The sequence below is a fragment of the Yoonia sp. GPGPB17 genome (assembly GCF_037892195.1).
Classification (GTDB): Bacteria; Pseudomonadota; Alphaproteobacteria; order Rhodobacterales; family Rhodobacteraceae; genus Yoonia.
Genome location: NZ_JATACI010000002.1, coordinates 3,406,118 through 3,421,611 on the forward strand (window position 1 = coordinate 3,406,118; position 15,494 = coordinate 3,421,611).

General features: G+C 58.1%; 14 protein-coding genes and 2 pseudogenes. 4 read left to right on the forward strand and 12 right to left on the reverse strand.

Annotated features, from left to right (window positions below; translation table 11 throughout):
- The first annotated feature begins 67 nt into the window (after positions 1-67).
- Both QTO30_RS18005 and QTO30_RS18010 read left to right on the forward strand, forming a co-directional pair.
- Positions 68-1,684, forward strand: coding sequence for a proton-conducting transporter transmembrane domain-containing protein (locus QTO30_RS18005; protein WP_340425429.1), 1,617 nt, complete (start codon positions 68-70; stop codon positions 1,682-1,684).
- Entirely contained in the window at positions 1,681-4,083 is a 2,403-nt protein-coding gene (locus QTO30_RS18010) for a YbcC family protein (protein ID WP_340425431.1), read from the forward strand. Before QTO30_RS18005 ends, QTO30_RS18010 begins: the two co-directional genes overlap by 4 nt.
- On the opposite strand, the pseudogene QTO30_RS18015 reads toward QTO30_RS18010, so the two are convergent.
- The 7 genes and pseudogenes from QTO30_RS18015 to hisD form a co-directional block, all read right to left on the reverse strand.
- Positions 4,080-5,187, reverse strand: a pseudogene (locus QTO30_RS18015) (alpha-hydroxy acid oxidase). The gene QTO30_RS18010 and the pseudogene QTO30_RS18015 overlap by 4 nt on opposite strands.
- Entirely contained in the window at positions 5,188-5,742 is a 555-nt protein-coding gene (gene comE, locus QTO30_RS18020; RefSeq protein ID WP_340425432.1) for a sulfopyruvate decarboxylase subunit beta, read from the reverse strand.
- The gene (gene comD / locus QTO30_RS18025; protein WP_340425433.1) at positions 5,739-6,245 is read right to left on the reverse strand and encodes a sulfopyruvate decarboxylase subunit alpha; all 507 of its coding nucleotides are present in this window, start codon (positions 6,243-6,245) and stop codon (positions 5,739-5,741) included. Before comD ends, comE begins: the two co-directional genes overlap by 4 nt.
- 54 nt (positions 6,246-6,299) lie before the next feature.
- On the reverse strand, positions 6,300-6,713 hold the full coding sequence (locus tag QTO30_RS18030; RefSeq protein ID WP_340425434.1) for a universal stress protein: 414 nt from the start codon (positions 6,711-6,713) through the stop codon (positions 6,300-6,302).
- A 30-nt stretch (positions 6,714-6,743) separates the two neighbouring features.
- Positions 6,744-7,724, reverse strand: a complete 981-nt coding sequence (locus QTO30_RS18035) for an alcohol dehydrogenase catalytic domain-containing protein (RefSeq protein ID WP_340425435.1) — start codon at positions 7,722-7,724, stop codon at positions 6,744-6,746.
- Positions 7,721-8,482, reverse strand: a complete 762-nt coding sequence (locus tag QTO30_RS18040; RefSeq protein WP_340425437.1) for an SDR family NAD(P)-dependent oxidoreductase — start codon at positions 8,480-8,482, stop codon at positions 7,721-7,723. Before QTO30_RS18040 ends, QTO30_RS18035 begins: the two co-directional genes overlap by 4 nt.
- A complete protein-coding gene (hisD, locus tag QTO30_RS18045; RefSeq protein ID WP_340425438.1) occupies positions 8,475-9,782 on the reverse strand; it encodes a histidinol dehydrogenase in 1,308 nt (435 codons plus the stop codon). Before hisD ends, QTO30_RS18040 begins: the two co-directional genes overlap by 8 nt.
- A gap of 280 nt (positions 9,783-10,062) precedes the next feature.
- Between hisD and QTO30_RS18050 the strand changes: the two are divergent.
- Together QTO30_RS18050 and QTO30_RS18055 are read left to right on the forward strand one after the other, a co-directional pair.
- A pseudogene (locus QTO30_RS18050) lies at positions 10,063-11,079 on the forward strand (LacI family DNA-binding transcriptional regulator).
- A 330-nt stretch (positions 11,080-11,409) separates the two neighbouring features.
- Positions 11,410-11,730, forward strand: coding sequence for a hypothetical protein (locus QTO30_RS18055; protein WP_340425439.1), 321 nt, complete (start codon positions 11,410-11,412; stop codon positions 11,728-11,730).
- 11 nt (positions 11,731-11,741) lie between these two features.
- Here QTO30_RS18055 and ureG read toward each other — a convergent pair whose 3' ends face one another.
- Genes ureG through QTO30_RS18080 form a run of 5 tightly spaced genes read right to left on the reverse strand, consistent with a single transcriptional unit; the run spans position 11,742 to position 15,492 of the window.
- Positions 11,742-12,362 carry an urease accessory protein UreG gene (gene ureG / locus QTO30_RS18060; RefSeq protein WP_340425441.1) on the reverse strand — a complete coding sequence of 207 codons (621 nt, stop codon included), beginning with the start codon at positions 12,360-12,362 and terminating at the stop codon, positions 11,742-11,744.
- Entirely contained in the window at positions 12,359-13,006 is a 648-nt protein-coding gene (locus tag QTO30_RS18065) for an urease accessory protein UreF (protein WP_340425442.1), read from the reverse strand. The genes ureG and QTO30_RS18065 overlap by 4 nt, the downstream gene beginning before the upstream one ends.
- A complete protein-coding gene (locus tag QTO30_RS18070) occupies positions 12,996-13,469 on the reverse strand; it encodes an urease accessory protein UreE (protein ID WP_340425443.1) in 474 nt (157 codons plus the stop codon). Before QTO30_RS18070 ends, QTO30_RS18065 begins: the two co-directional genes overlap by 11 nt.
- 8 nt (positions 13,470-13,477) lie before the next feature.
- The gene (gene ureC, locus QTO30_RS18075) at positions 13,478-15,187 is read right to left on the reverse strand and encodes an urease subunit alpha (protein WP_340425444.1); all 1,710 of its coding nucleotides are present in this window, start codon (positions 15,185-15,187) and stop codon (positions 13,478-13,480) included.
- Positions 15,187-15,492: an urease subunit beta gene (locus QTO30_RS18080; protein ID WP_340425445.1), complete on the reverse strand. Its 306-nt coding sequence runs from the start codon at positions 15,490-15,492 to the stop codon at positions 15,187-15,189. The genes ureC and QTO30_RS18080 overlap by 1 nt, the downstream gene beginning before the upstream one ends.
- Positions 15,493-15,494: the final 2 nt, after the last annotated feature.

Genomic DNA, 15,494 nt, shown 5'->3' on the forward strand with positions numbered 1-15,494 from the left:
CACTTTAATCGAACAGTATGTAGCAAACAATGTATTTTTTATCTTGAAGAGGGTGACATATCTCGTCTTGAAACAACTCAATGCGACGGAGACCGCCCATGTTGCTCAACGCTCTACCCCTTCTGGCACCGCTTATCCTGCTGGCCGCCGCCTTCGCCCCCGTTTTATACAAGAAGTCTCTGCGCAAAAAGGCGCGTTAATCGCAGAACAGGCGACGCTGGGGGCAATCACGGTGGCGATCTTGTCGGCGATCGTGCTGGCGGTCAACGGGAGCGGCGACAGCTTTTTGTTGGGGTTTTTCGGGGTCGGAATGTCGGTGCGGCTTGATGTTGTGAGCATCGTGATGCTCTTGCTGGTCACATTCATCGGCTGGGTGGTGGTGCGTTATGCCCGCACATATCTGGATGGCGAAGACCGGCAGGATACTTTTACTTTCTGGCTCTTAGCGACTCTTGCTGCGGTGTTGTTGCTGGTGCAGTCAGGGAACGTGACGCAGTTCGTTGGCGCATGGATCGCGACGAGCATTTGTTTGCACAAGCTGCTTCTGTTCTACCCCGGGCGGGTAGCCGCGCAGCGGGCGGCGCACAAGAAATACGTGATGGCGCGGGTTGGTGATGTGTCTATAATTGGTGCGGCCGTGTTGTTGGTCAGTGCCTATGGCACAACACAGATTTCGGCAATCCTGTCCGAGGCCGGGCAGGGCGCAGGTGGCAGATTGGGTGTCGCTGCGGCAGCGTTGATTGCGTTGGCTGCGGTCCTGAAATCCGCGCAGTTCCCGACACATGGTTGGCTGACCGAAGTGATGGAAGCGCCAACGCCGGTATCCGCATTGTTGCACGCCGGTGTGGTCAACGCGGGAGGCTTCGCGCTGATCCGCTTTGCAGATGTAATGCTGTTGTCGCCGCTGGTGCTAGCAATTCTGGTCATGATAGGTGGGTTTACGGCACTGTTTGGTGGATTGGTCATGCTGACCCAGCCCACAGTGAAAGCGTCGCTCGCTTGGTCCACTATCGCGCAGATGGGTTTCATGATCCTGCAATGTGGTCTGGCGCTCTTTCCGCTGGCACTGCTGCACATCGTGGCGCACTCGCTTTACAAGGCGCATGCCTTCCTGTCTGCGGGCAACGCGGTACAGAATGTGGCCGCGATCCGCAAACCCGGGCCAGTTGCGGTGCCAGATCTGGGCGCTGTGACACGCGCCTTCGTCGTCGCGTTGGCGATCTATGGCGTGGTCTATGCGATCCTTGGTCTGGGCTTCGACTTTGGTGGTAAGTCCCCACAAGCGGTGGCGCTTGGTGCGATCCTGATTTTCGGTGTTGCCTATCTCCTGGCCCAGGGATTCGCGGATGAAGCGCCGCGCGCGCTGACACAACGCACCGCCGGTTATGCGGCAGCCGTGACCCTCAGCTATCTTGTCCTGCAACGTGCGTCGGAGTGGCTGACCGCTGGCACATTGCCACAGACTCCACAGGCAGGCGCGTTGGAGTGGGCATTGATCCTGCTTGCCATGATCAGCTTTGGCCTTGTGGCGCTCGCACAAGCAACACTGCCTTTGTGGTCCTACCATCCAGCGGCGCAAGGTCTGCGCGTTCATCTGACGAACGGGCTTTATATCAATGCCATTTCCGACCGTATTTTGGGCGGTTGGAAGGGGACGCCACACAACAAAGGAGCGGTACTATGAAGGCGGAAACAAACGCAGGCTATTCCGGCGCACATCTGGACGTGATCGCCAAGGCAGAGGCCGCAGGTCGCGCTATTCCACCGCTTTGGCCATTGTCGTCTTCGGTCGCCGTGAACCCATTCCTGGGCCAGACAGAGCAGAGTTTGCCACAAGTTGGCGCATTGCTGGGCCGGATTTCCGGGACTGCCGTGACCATGCCGCGCGACTGGTATCAGGCAAAGATCAGTGATGGGACCATCAACGATGCGGATTTGATGGCTGCATTGGCCCAGTTCCCGGGTGCAGCGAAGGATGTCGCGACGCTCAAAGCGGCTGCAGAAGGTGCATCCGCTGCCACCGTCGCTTTGCCAACAGTGGCGGATCTGGCGGCAGAGGTGTCGGGCATCGACTGGCCGGGTATCGTGGAAGAGCGGTTTGGCGTTTGGGCAGCTGGTTACTTCGATGCCGGTCAAGCGCTCTGGCAGAACAAGCCAGGACGCCGGGCATTTGATGTCTGGCGTGACTTTGCCAGTCGCGATTTGACGGCCGAGATCGCAGGCCTTTACGGGTTTGGCAGCTTGGTCGCGAATACCGCAGCGCGCGCGCGGACGGCGCTGGTTGATGCCGCGGATGTATTGGAGCTGCGTGCTGAGGAGAGCGAGACTTACTTCCACCAGCTGTTGTTGGGTTTGGGCGGTTGGTCACAGGTTGCCCGTTACCGTCTTTGGGAAGCAGAGCTGGCCGGTGGTACTGACTTGACGCTGGTGGATGTTCTGACCATTCGGATGATTTGGGAGCAGGCGCTCTATACGCACTACGGATCAGAGATTGAGGCGAAATGGCAGGAGGTGCGTGCGGCGCATGCCACACCTGTCAAACCGTCTGAGGATCAGTTGATTGATGCCGCGTTGCAGGCCGCCGCTGAGTTCGCTGGACAGCGCGGACTTGCCGAGACGTTAGGCGCATCATCTGAGCCTGCGTTGGAGGGGCGGCCTGCGCTGCAGGCGGCGTTTTGTATTGATGTGCGGTCCGAGGTGTTTCGCCGCGCATTAGAGAGCGTTGATCCGCGCATTCAGACATTGGGTTTTGCGGGCTTCTTTGGTTTGACCGCATCGCACCAAAGCTTTGCGTCGGATGTTGTTGAAAAGCGTCTGCCTGTACTGCTGAACCACGGTGTGACGAGCTATGCCGGTGCCGATGCGGTGGCGGATCAGACTGCACGTTTCAGCGCCCGCGCCAAACGTGCCTGGGGGCGGTTCAAGCTGGCGGCTGTATCATCCTTTGCCTTTGTGGAGGCCTCTGGTCCGATCTACGTGGGCAAGCTTTTGCGCGACGCGCTGGGTGTGGATGCGGCGAAAGGGCCGGACAGTCAGGCGCCCATGCTGGATAAAAGCTTTGGTCTTGAGGATCGGATCGGTGCGGCGACGTCTATCCTTGGTGCCATGTCGATGACCGAGAATTTTGCGCCTCTCGTTCTGCTCTTTGGGCATGGCGCCAATGTGGTGAACAACCCGCATGCCAGCGCGCTGCATTGCGGTGCGTGCGGGGGATACACGGGTGAAGTGAATGCGCGGCTCTTGGCGGGTATTCTCAACGATAAGGATGTGCGCGCCGGGTTGGCAGAGAACGGGATTAAGATCCCGGAAGACACGCTGTTCGTTGGTGGTCTGCACGACACGACGACGGATGATGTGACGATCTACGATGCTGACTTTCCGGGGCATTCCCACCAGAGCCACCTCGCGACAGCACAGGATTGGCTGGCCGCGGCCGGTAAACTGGCGCGGACCGAGCGTGCTTTGCGCCTGCCGCGCGCGGCGAATGGGGATGATGTCAGCAAACGGAGCCGCGATTGGTCCGAGACCAGACCCGAGTGGGCGTTGGCCGGTTGTAAGGCGTTTATTGCAGCACCGCGGGCGCGGACAAAGGGCAAAGGGCTTGCCGGTCGGGCGTTTCTGCACGACTACGACTGGCAGAAAGACGAAGGGTTCGGTGTTCTGGAGTTGATCCTGACCGCGCCTGTGGTCGTGGCCAGTTGGATCAGTCTGCAATACTATGGCTCGGTTGTTGCCCCTGACTTGTTTGGTGCGGGCAATAAGTTGCTTCACAATGTTACTGGCGGGATCGGTGTGGTTGAGGGCAACGGTGGTGCGCTGCGCACCGGTCTGCCGTGGCAGTCGGTGCATGATGGTGAAGGCTATGCCCATGACCCGCTGCGTCTGTCGGTCTGTGTGGAAGCACCGGCTGAGGCGATCGCCGCGATCTTGGAGAAGCATCCGAATGTGCGGGCGCTCTTTGACAATCGCTGGCTGCATTTGTTCACGTTAAACGCGGATGGACAAATGGACCAACGATACGATGGTGATATCAAGTGGGTGCCCTTTGACGGGGTGACCTCGGAAGGCGCAATTGCGGCCTAGCGGTTTGCGGTTTGATCTTCAACCAATGCACGCTTGCCGATTTGGGCAAGCGTGATGCTGGTTTCTGATTTCATAACAGACCAGAGTTCGTGCAAACCTTCCTCACCGCCAGCGGCAATAGCGAATTGTAGGATGCGCCCTAAGAAGGTGAAGTTGGCGCCTTGGGCGTAGGCTTTCACTACGTCTTCACCACCACGCAGACCCGTGTCGTAGAACAGCGGGTAGTCGGGGCCGAGGGCCTTGCGGATTTCTGCAAGCTTAAGGATAGGTGGCGGCGCGCTGTCCAGTTGGCGTGAACCGTGGCTGGATACTTGGATCGCGTCGACACCTGCGGTTTTCAGCGCGACTGAGTCCTCTGTGTCCAGCACGCCTTTGACGACCAGTTTACCGGGCCACATGTCGCGCAGGCGGGCCAGCGTGTCCCAATCGGCTTTGGCCCGGCTTTCGGTGCGGTCGAAGTCGTAGCCGTCCATGTCGAAATTCGCCATCTGCGGTTTACCCGCAAAAAGTGACGTCAGCGACCAGCGCGGGTGCAGGGCGAAGTCGATGAACTGTTTGGGGCCGATCTTGAACGGCATGGTAAAGCCGTGGCGCAGCTCGCGCGGGCGGCGGCCTACTTCGGCCACATCGACTGTCAGGACGATGGTGTCGTATCCTGCAAGCTTTGGCTCGGTCCACCAATTTGAAAGTGCCGGTTCCGTCGCCGCTGAAATACAGCTGAAACCATGCATTGCCCTCGGCCTCTTCGATCAGCGGCTCCATCGCTGTTGAGGCGACCGTGGACACGCCCAAAGGCACGTTCTCGCGCACGGCCAACCTTGCCAGCATCATATCAGCACCGGGACCGGAGAGGTTACACATGCCCATGGGGCTGATGCCGAAAGGAGCCTTGGTGGGTTTGTCCCATAGCGGTACAGAAAGCGACCTGTCGCTCACATCGCGCAGGATACGCGGGCGCAGTTCCAAATTGTCAAAGGCCGCACGATTGCGCGCGGCCCCTGTTTCGGCACCAGCGGCACCGTCGATATAGTCAAAAACCATCCAGGGAAGACGTTTGCGTGCGAGACGTCGGGCATCTTCACTGGAGTGGATATTTGGGGCCATTTAGCTGGCCACGGCCTTCATGAAGCGATCACGGATAACAACAGGGTCCATCGTGATCACCGGCAGCTTGATGTTGCCGCTGTCACATTTGCTGACGATGATGGTCATCTGCTTGCTGTCGATGGCGTCTTGCAGGACCTTGCCGGTGTCCACATCGTCACAAACCACAACGTTTTCGCAGCCACAGGCCTTTGCGACGTTCTCGAGCTTGGTTTTCTTGCCAGCATAGGTCGGCTGGTCGCCGGTAGAGCCGTAGGACCCATTGTCGATGATCAACAAGATGAAGTTATCCGCTACGTTGTTGGCAATGGTTGGCAGCGTGCCAAGGTTCGTCAGAACAGAACCGTCACCATCTATCGAGATGACAGTCTTGTCCTGTGCCAGCGCAAGGCCAAGACCGATGGACGAGGACAGGCCCATTGTGCCCAGCATGTAAAAGTTCTTGGCATTGTCGTCGATCATGTGCAGCTCTTGGCTGGGTAGACCGATGTTACAGACAACCAGATTGTCATGCAGGATAGGTGCGATTTCGCGTAGGATTTCTGAACGGATCATTGGTCGCCGTAGCCTCCCCAGAAGGACGCATCCGTCAGGATCGCCACAGGTTTGTTGCACATGAAAGTGTATTTCAGGATCGCATCCAACTCATCCGCATCTTCTTCCTTATGGAAGTGATAAGTCGGGATGTTCATCTGGTTCAGCAGCGCCTTGGTATGCACGGCCATCTCGACCTGACAGGCCACGGGCTCGCGCAGCTCACCGCGGTAGCTGATCAGCATCGGCAATGGCATGCGGTAATACTGTGTCAGCGTCGCCAGCGTGTTGATGGTTACACCAATCGCTGTGTTCTGCATTATGATCGCAGGGCGTTTACCACCCATGAAGGCACCGGCGCAAAGACCCATGCCCTCGTCTTCTTTGTTGGACGGGATGTGGAAGATTTCGGGGCGTGCTTCGACTTCGTCGATCACACCGGCCAGCTGCTTACACGGCACAGTGGTGATGAAGGATACATCGTTGGCGACAAAGTCATCCACGATTCGTCTGCTGATACTCAAGGTCTGGGGTCTCCTGATGACGCCCATGGCTGGGCGTTTGGGTTAAAGGGAAGTCTAATTGGGGTAGCGGGCCACGTGCACAGCACAAGGTGCGTGCTGTACGACGCGCGCTGCGGTCGATCCAAGAAGGTAGTCGATCAAACCAGGTTTATGTGAACCCAGCACGATGCAATCGGCCTTCAAGCTGGTTGCTGTATCGACAATGGTGCGACCGCTGTGACCTTTTACTGTCACCGCGTCGACGCCGTCCATCGCCGCAACGCGCTTGTCCATTTCGGCTTTGGCGCTCTTAAAGGCGTTATCCATGACCGATTGTTCAACATAGGCGCCAACCGAGTTGTTGGGGGCTTCATGCACGTGCAGGGCGGTGATCTTGCCGCCATCAGTCAAAAGCGTGCGCGCGATCTCCATTGTTGTTTCTGCAATGCCGTGGTTCAGCGCCATTGGAACGATGATGTGCTTGTACATGGTCAAACCTCCTTGGGGTTTTGTCGAATATTAGGGCCGCAGAATGATCTTTGGTGCGGCCACGACCCCTGCGCGAATATCTGCAAAGGCCTGTCCACCTTCGGACAAAGGGCGTTCTTCTGTCCAGTCCAGTGCACCAAGGCGCCCGTCAAATATGGCGGCAGCCGTGTCGCGAAAATCCTGCGCCGTGTAGGTGTAGGTGCCGATGAAAGTGATTTCTTGCAGGGTCATGCGGCGAATGTCCAAGCCGCCCGTCGCCTCGCCCAGACCAATATGCATAATCACACCACCGGGCCGGGTGATGGCGGTGGCATCTGCCCGGGTCGCGGCATAACCGACGCCGTCGATCACAAGATCAGCTTCGGTGATTGTCCCGGGTTCGACCGCCGTGAAGCCTTCGATATGCTCGAGGGTTTCACGGCGTACCGCATTAGGTTCGATCACGTGAATATCTGTGGCGCCGAATGCCCTTAGGCAAAGGGCAGCGCCCACGCCGATTGCGCCACCACCGACAACAACACATCGTGCTTCTGCGATGGGAATGTCGAGTGCGTCGGCACCCAATCTCACCGCGTGCCAACCGCAGGCCAATGGTTCCGCCAAGGCCGCTTTCGCAAGCGGTACATCGTCAGGTACTTCAACAAGATTGCGATCCGCCATCACGACAAGCTCGCCAAAAGCCCCTTCGCGTGGTGGCATTGATATGATCATCCGGTCCGGGCACAGATTGTCGCGGCCAGACTTGCAGGCCTTGCATAGCCCACAGGTGGTCAAAGGGTTGATCGTCATGCGCTTTCCGTTCAGCGCACCACCTTCGACAGTACCCGCTGCTTCATGTCCGAGAATAATAGGGGCAGGGCGGCGTTCATCATGGCCCAGATAAGCGTGCATGTCTGACCCGCAGATGCCGGATGCCTCGATCCGGATCAGGCTTTGCCCGGCAGCAGGCACGGGATCGGCCATATACCGGTACACAAGCGTTTCCACGTCGTCGTAAACAAGCGCTTTCATTTGGCTGTATATCCTCCGTCCACCATCAGGACCTGTCCGGTCACATAAGCGGACGCCTCAGAGCAAAGAAAAAGAAGGGGGCCGTCGATGTCCGTGAGCGCCCCGTTGCGGCCCATACAGGTGTTTGCGGCGTTCCGCGCCGCGCGTTCGGGATCGGCAAAGACCGGTCCGGTGAGTTCGGTGGGAAAGAAGCCCGGCCCAATTGCGTTGGCGGTGATCCCATCCTTGGACCATGCTTCTGCCATCGCGCGGGTCAGTTGTCCGATGCCCGCCTTCGACGCGCCATAGCTGACGCCGCCGGGGAAGGCGCGCGTTGTTTGCAGTGAGGCGAAGTTGACGATGCGCCCCCAGCCTTTGGCTTTCATTGCGGGCGCAAAGGCTTGGCTCAGAAAGAAGGGTGCCGCCAAATTGAGGTTCATCGTCACGTCCCACCCGGCGTCGGTGACGTCATCGGCTGCCTCGCGGGTATTTATTCCGGCGGCATGCACGACGATGTCAGGCACCCCGAAGGGTGCACTGATCCGGTCTGCAATCTCTCTGATCTGGTCGCGTTGCGAAAGGTCTGCCGAGACGACGGCAGCGGTATCCCCAATAGATGCCGCCCAGTCATTTAGCGCCTCTGCACGGCGTGCCACACCGACCACCTTGGCCCTAGCAGCTGCCAGCGTGATCGCTGCCCGCTGCCCAAGCCCGGCACTTGCGCCAGTGACACAAGCCACACGACCCGTCAGGTCAAAGAGATCGCTGGGATCAGCCATGCGGCGTCAGGTCAAAGTTTTCGCCGGGAAAGTACTTGGCCAGACGCACATCAGCAGCGCGTGCATGGCCTTCCATGCCTTCAAGGCGCGAGATGCGCGCTGTCGCTTCGGCCACACGCTTGGAGCCTTCCTGCGTTGCTTGCTGCCAAGTCACGATCTTCATGTACTTGTGGACCGAAAGGCCGCCTGTGTATGACGCAGCGCCTGATGTTGGCAGAACGTGGTTCGTGCCTGTCGCCTTGTCGCCATAAGACACGGTCGTTTCTTCACCAAGGAACAGCGAACCATAGCAACTGAGCCGATTCAGCCACCACGGCAGATCTGCGGCCTGCACGGTCAGGTGCTCTGGAGCATAGTCGTCAGAGCAAGCCGCCATTTCTTCACGGTCGGCACAAAGGATCACCTCGGCATAGTCGCGCCACGCGGCCGCCGCGTTGTCGCGGTTCACTTCTGGCAGATCGGCGATCAAGTCTGGAACGCGGTTCATCACGTCCTCGGCCAGCGCACGGTCATCTGTGACCAGCCAAACAGGTGAGTTATAGCCGTGCTCGGCCTGGCTCACCAAGTCCGTGGCAACGATATGCGGGTCGGCGGATTCATCCGCAAGTATCAGACTGTCGGTTGGTCCGGCGATCATGTCGATACCGACCCGTCCAAAGAGGATGCGTTTGGCTTCGGCGACGAACTGGTTGCCCGGGCCGACAAGAATGTTTGCTTTGGGCAAATCAAACAAACCAAAGGTCATCGCCGCGACACCCTGCACGCCGCCCATTGCCATGATCTTGTCTGCGCCACAGATGTGGGCTGCGTATATGATGGCGGGCGCGACGCCGACTTCGGGGCGGGGCGGCGATGCAACAGCGATATGCTTACAACCCGCAACCTTTGCTGTTGTCACGGTCATGATTGCGGAGGCGATGTGACTGTAGCGTCCGCCGGGGACGTAGCAACCAGCAGCATCGACGGGAATTGCCTTTTGGTTAGCGATAAAGCCCGGTACGATCTCATACTCGATATCACTGACCGTCGCTTTTTGTGCTTCGGCAAACCGTTTAACGTTGTCATGCGCGAACTGAATGTCTTCTTTCAGCTTCTGTGGGACCAATGCTGCTGCGGCTTCAATCTCTTGCGCGGTGAGAATGACGTTGCCATCGTATTTGTCGAATTTGGCCGCGTATTCCAGCGCCTTGGCGTCGCCACCTTCTTCGATGTCCGTGAGGATGCCTTGAACAAGTTCATGGACATCCGATGCGCCAGACTGCGCGGTCAGGGTCGCTTTTTTGAGATACTCAAGTGCCATGCGTGATTTGCCTTACCTTTGAAAAAGAAAACGTCTGCGGTGACGCAAATGGGCATGCAGCGTGGCCGTTACTTTTGCTGCACGGACCGGGTGAAGTGTTGCTGCGTGTTTTGTTCTCAATAACGCAGCCTCCCCATAGCGCCGTTGATTCTAGCTGCATGTAAGCCTTTACATTACAACAATGCAAGCGCTTACATTGGTACAGCTTAAGTTTGACTATCCTGTTGGGATCGATCTCGTTAGAACGTCCCAGAACTATGAGATTTCAAGGAGATGACCGATCACCTCTCAGCCAACGCCAACATTGCATGATGTTGCGAACGCGGCCAATGTGTCGACGGCAACGGTGTCGCGGTGTCTGAATTTTCCAGACAAGGTGGCGCCAGAGACGCGTCAAAAGGTGCAAGACGCGATTGTAGCCCTTGGATATTCCCCAAACTTCGGCGCTCGGGTGATGGCGGCCCGCCGTACGAATACGATTGGTGCCATCATACCAACAATGGACAACGCAATCTTTGCGCGCGGTCTGGAGGCGTTTCAGGATGAGCTGGGCTTAAGCACGGTTTTACCATGCTCGTTGCAAGCACGGCGTATCAGCCAAAGATCGAAGAAAAACAGATCAGATCACTGGTCGCTCGTGGCGCTGATGCGTTATTGCTGATCGGTTACAATCGCGACCCGGAGATCTATCGCTTTCTTGATGCGCAGGGGGTGCCTAGCCTTGGTGACATGGGCCTTTGATCCTGCATCCCCACAGCTCTCGATTGGCTTTGACAATCAGGCAGCTATGCAAGAGTTGGCCACTAGGGTTATTGCCCTGGGTCATCGCAAACTGGCACTGATTTCGGCAGGTACAGGTCTGAATGATCGCGCCGCCGCCCGGCATAGCGGAATTTTACGCGCAATGACTGCTGCCGGGTTGGACAGAACACAGCTGCGCTTCGAAGAGACGACTTACGGTATTGAGCAAGGGGCGGCCGCCTTTGATCGTTTGATGGCCCGGTCCGAGCGCCCCACAGCTGTGTTTTGTGGTAACGATGTGCTCGCCGTGGGCGCTTTGTCGCGCGCGCGCGCTCTTGGTCTGTCGGTACCGCAGGATGTCTCGGTTGTCGGGTTTGACGATATCGAACTGGCGCAAGTGGCATACCCTGCGCTAACCACCGTCCATGTCCCGCATCAAGAAATGGGGCGACGGGCCGGGCAGGCTTTGGCAAGTTTCCTGCGGGAGGGTCAACCTATCGAGTCGAAAAAGTTGGATACTAAAATCATCGTCAGGGATACGCTCGGTCCCGCATAAATTGTGCTGATTAGCACATCATCAATCTATGTGTGTCATAAATTTGCGCATATTATCGCCGAAAAGTGGCCTTTATAGAGACAAACTCTTTGCTCATTATTGCCACATTTGTTAGGTTGTGAGTAATAAGTTGTATGAGTTCTATAAAAGCCATGTTGCGCTACGATTTTGAGATGTACCCGATTGACAATGCGCCCTGCGCGTCGGGATTAGCTGTCGATAAGAGACTAACCAGCCAGGGTCACGCCCGTTCCAACACTGTCGTCGCATTTTTCCGCGATCCAAAAACGACAAATGTGGTCACGTCTGCCCCCCAATTGTGCGACTTTTTTGGAAGAAGCGGGATTTGAGCTGTCCGACGCCGACCAGTTGGACGCAGATACCGTCGTTGAGCAGTCTGACGATGATTTACGCCGTGCCCTTGCCTCGCAGTTGACAGCGGCACTGTCAAACCGGGCGTTAAAGAAGGCACTGGCGCGTGCCGCCGATGAAAGCGAGTTTGATGTGGCCGCATTCATTGCGGCTGTCGTATCAAAGCAATCACCTCAAGGCGATCTGGCTGATGCGGCACCGCAATGCCCCGTCACACCAAGACGGCCCAGCCAATTGCGCGCGCAACGGCGCGCTAACCCCAGCGTCCGCCCGCGCTAGCGCAGCCCTATTTACTTACTGGTCAGCCCGCCCATGTCGATGACAAACTGAACAATGTCATCTACCCCTTCGTTGTGCTTGAGCGCGCAGAAAACAAACGGGCGGTCGCCGCGCATCTGAGTGCTGTCGCGTTTCATCACATCCAGTGAGGCGCCTACATGCGGTGCCAGATCTGTTTTGTTGATCACCAGAAGGTCCGATCGCGTGATGGCGGGCCCACCCTTGCGCGGAATCTCTTCGCCAGCGGCCACGTCGATCACATAGATCGTCAGGTCGGCCAGTTCCGGGCTGAAAGTCGCAGACAAGTTATCACCACCGCTTTCGATCAGCACAAGGTCAAGCCCCTTATGTCGTGTCTGCATCTCGGCCACCGCCGCCAGATTGATCGACGCATCTTCGCGGATCGCCGTGTGCGGGCAGCCACCGGTCTCCACCCCGATCACCCGATCCTGAGGCAGGATCTGCATCCGCATCAGGGCCTCGGCGTCCTCTTGCGTATAGATGTCGTTGGTGATCACCCCGATGGAGCAATGGGGGTGCAGCGCCTTGGCGAGGGCTGCGGTGAGTGTCGTCTTGCCAGCGCCCACGGGCCCGCCGATCCCGACGCGCAGGGGGCCATTCATTGCGGTCATGTACTGAATATCCTTGGTTGCAGGGTTTCGTGATGCATTGCAGCAATATCGACCAGAAAGGTCGTGCTTTGCAGGTCGTCCAAAGTCGCACCCACGGTTGCCTTTGCGGTCTCATCGCAAAGTGGGATTAATGCAGCAAGGATTGCCTGTCCGTCGGTTTGCCCCAGCGCCATCAAGCGCATGGCGGCAGAAATCAGGTTGCTGACCACCGCATGCAGATACATCGCCGCGGTGAGCGAGGCGTCGATCTTGAGGCGCGCCGCCGCCTGACCGACCGCAACCGGATAGACATGCGCGTTGTCTTCGCCGCCCCAGACTGCCGCAGCGGTTCTGCCAAAGGCTGCGCCTTGCTGGGTTTGTTCCAACTGCCGCTCTGCTGACGCGGCAAAAGCAAGTGCCGTGTCATTGATCCGGTCCAGCGACGCCTTGTCGGTGCAGGCGTATGCCGCGCGCAACAGAATGCAATCGTTGCGTCCGCTGCCGTGGGCGATGATGTCGGACAACCAGTCTTTGAGGTCTGCGCCAGAGGAGATTGCGCCAGACCAAATAGCGGCTTCGAGCCCATGCGAATAGGCAAATGCCCCCACAGGGAAGGCGGGTGACAGCCATTGCGCCAGAGTCAGGACATCGCGGTCAGTGGTCATGGGCGGTTGCGACATGTTCGTGGCTGTGAGTGCGCCCATGCCCATAGGCGCCGCCTTCCGGGGTGAAGGGGGCGCTGACCGATGTCACAACTGCCCCTAGGTGTTCTAGCATATGCCCAATCACAGGGTCTTCTTGGATCAGCAGGTGGTCGGCGTTGATCTGACACGGCGTGTGCCGGTTGCCGACATGCCATGCAAGGCGCACGAGGTCAGGGCCCGTAACCTTATAGAGCGTTTCCTCTGCTGCCGCGACTTCGACCAAGCTGCCGTCGCTGAGTTCAAGGGCATCTCCGTGATTGAGCGAGGTGGTGTGCGCCAGATCAACTAGGAAAGGTTTGCCGCTGGCGGTTTCCAGTCGTTTGCGTCGCAGGAACCGCGCGGCGTAGTCTAAAGCGCAGACCTCGGCCGTGCCGGTCCAATCTTCGGCGGGCCGGATAGTTTGGGCGATGGGAAGTTGTGACATATCGGACCTCAGAACATGAAATAGCGTTGCGCCATGGGCAAGACCTCGGCAGGTTCGCAAGTCAGCAAAACGCCATCGGCGCGCACTTCGTAGGTTTCGGGGTGCACTTCGATTTCGGGCAGGGCAGCGTTCAGTACCATATCCGCCTTGCTGATCTTACGGGTGTTCTTGATCGCGACTGTTTGCTTGGCCAATCCGAGTTCATCGCGCAGACCTGCATCTTGTGCCGCTCCGGAAACAAAGCTGACCGAGGAATGGGTCAGCGACGTGCCGTAGGCTGCGAACATGGGTCTTGTGTAGACGGGCTGCGGCGTCGGGATCGAGGCATTGGGATCGCCCATTTGCGCCACAACAATAGAGCCACCCATCAAGACCATCTCTGGTTTCACGCCAAAGAAAGCCGGGTTCCACAATGCCAGATCGGCCCGTTTGCCAACGCTGATATCGCCAATCACATGGCTGACACCTTGGGCAATGGCCGGGTTGATCGTGTATTTGGCAATGTAGCGGCGCACACGCATGTTGTCGTTCTCGCCGGTCTCATCATCCAGACGCCCGCGCTGTTTCTTCATCTTATCGGCGGTTTGCCAGGTGCGGATGATGACCTCGCCCACACGCCCCATCGCCTGACTGTCGGATGCAATGATTGAGAAGGCACCCATGTCGTGCAGAATATCCTCAGCCGCGATGGTTTCGCGCCGGATACGGCTTTCTGCGAAGGCGATGTCTTCGGGGATGGATTTATCCAGGTGGTGGCACACCATCAGCATGTCGAGATGCTCTTCCAGCGTGTTCACCGTGAAGGGTCGTGTTGGATTGGTTGAGGAGGGAAGCACATTCGCATCGCCGCAAATCTTGATGATGTCAGGGGCATGGCCGCCGCCCGCGCCTTCGGTGTGGAACGCGTGAATCGTGCGGCCCTTCATAGCCCCGACCGTATGCTCGACAAAGCCAGACTCGTTAAGCGTATCGGTGTGGATCATCACCTGCACATCCATGTCGTCAGCAACGAAAAGGCAGCAATCAATGGCGCCCGGCGTAGTGCCCCAGTCTTCGTGTAGTTTCAGCGCGCAGGCCCCGCCCTTGATCATCTCGACCAAGGCGTCTGGTTGGCTTGCGTTGCCTTTGCCGGACAGGCCGATGTTCATCGGGATGCCATCAAATGACTGGAGCATCCGCCCTATGTGCCAAGGTCCCGGCGTACAAGTCGTGGCGAGCGTGCCGTGTGCCGGCCCCGTACCGCCACCAAAACAGGTGGTGACGCCAGAGTGCAGCGAATCCTCCATCTGCTGCGGGCAAATAAAGTGAATGTGGCTGTCCATACCGCCTGCGGTCAGGATACGGCCTTCGCCAGCGATCACCTCGGTCCCCGGACCAACGATGATGTCAACGCCGGATTGCGTGTCCGGGTTGCCTGCCTTGCCGATAGCGTGGATCAACCCATCCTTCAGGGCGACGTCAGCTTTGTAGATGCCAGAGTGATCAACAACCAGCGCGTTGGTGATGACTGTATCAACGGCACCGCCCTCACGTGTGACTTGGCTTTGGCCCATGCCGTCGCGGATTACCTTGCCACCGCCGAATTTGACCTCTTCACCATAGGTGGTCAGATCGCGCTCAACCTCGATAATCAGGTCAGTATCGGCGAGGCGTAGTTTGTCGCCGGTAGTAGGGCCGTACATGGCCGCGTAATGGACACGGGAAATCTCACGAGGCATTACAGGTCTCCCATGATTTTCTGGTTGAAGCCGAAGATGCGCCGCGCGCCGCCGATGGGGATCAACTGCACTTCGCGGCGTTGGCCGGGTTCAAAACGGACAGCAGTGCCCGAGGCGATATCAAGGCGCATGCCGCGTGCGGCGTTTCGGTCAAAGTTCAGCGCGGGATTTGTTTCAGCGAAATGGTAGTGGCTGCCGACCTGCACGGGGCGGTCGCCGGTATTTGCGACCATCAAAGTGATTGCTTCGGCGTCTGCGTTCAGCGTGAGGTTGCCATCGGCGGGAAAGAGTTCTCCGGGGATCATTT

What these genes read in the sequence shown, in the direction of transcription:
- QTO30_RS18070 (WP_340425443.1), bottom strand. Translation starts at nt 13,469, where the DNA reads ATGTCACAACTTCCCATCGCCCAAACTATCCGGCCCGCCGAAGATTGG.
- QTO30_RS18040 (WP_340425437.1), bottom strand. Translation starts at nt 8,482, where the DNA reads ATGGCTGATCCCAGCGATCTCTTTGACCTGACGGGTCGTGTGGCTTGT.
- comE (WP_340425432.1), bottom strand. Translation starts at nt 5,742, where the DNA reads ATGATCCGTTCAGAAATCCTACGCGAAATCGCACCTATCCTGCATGAC.
- QTO30_RS18065 (WP_340425442.1), bottom strand. Translation starts at nt 13,006, where the DNA reads ATGACCACTGACCGCGATGTCCTGACTCTGGCGCAATGGCTGTCACCC.
- QTO30_RS18080 (WP_340425445.1), bottom strand. Translation starts at nt 15,492, where the DNA reads ATGATCCCCGGAGAACTCTTTCCCGCCGATGGCAACCTCACGCTGAAC.
- QTO30_RS18010 (WP_340425431.1), top strand. Translation starts at nt 1,681, where the DNA reads ATGAAGGCGGAAACAAACGCAGGCTATTCCGGCGCACATCTGGACGTG.
- QTO30_RS18035 (WP_340425435.1), bottom strand. Translation starts at nt 7,724, where the DNA reads ATGAAAGCGCTTGTTTACGACGACGTGGAAACGCTTGTGTACCGGTAT.
- ureC (WP_340425444.1), bottom strand. Translation starts at nt 15,187, where the DNA reads ATGCCTCGTGAGATTTCCCGTGTCCATTACGCGGCCATGTACGGCCCT.
- QTO30_RS18030 (WP_340425434.1), bottom strand. Translation starts at nt 6,713, where the DNA reads ATGTACAAGCACATCATCGTTCCAATGGCGCTGAACCACGGCATTGCA.
- ureG (WP_340425441.1), bottom strand. Translation starts at nt 12,362, where the DNA reads ATGACCGCAATGAATGGCCCCCTGCGCGTCGGGATCGGCGGGCCCGTG.
- hisD (WP_340425438.1), bottom strand. Translation starts at nt 9,782, where the DNA reads ATGGCACTTGAGTATCTCAAAAAAGCGACCCTGACCGCGCAGTCTGGC.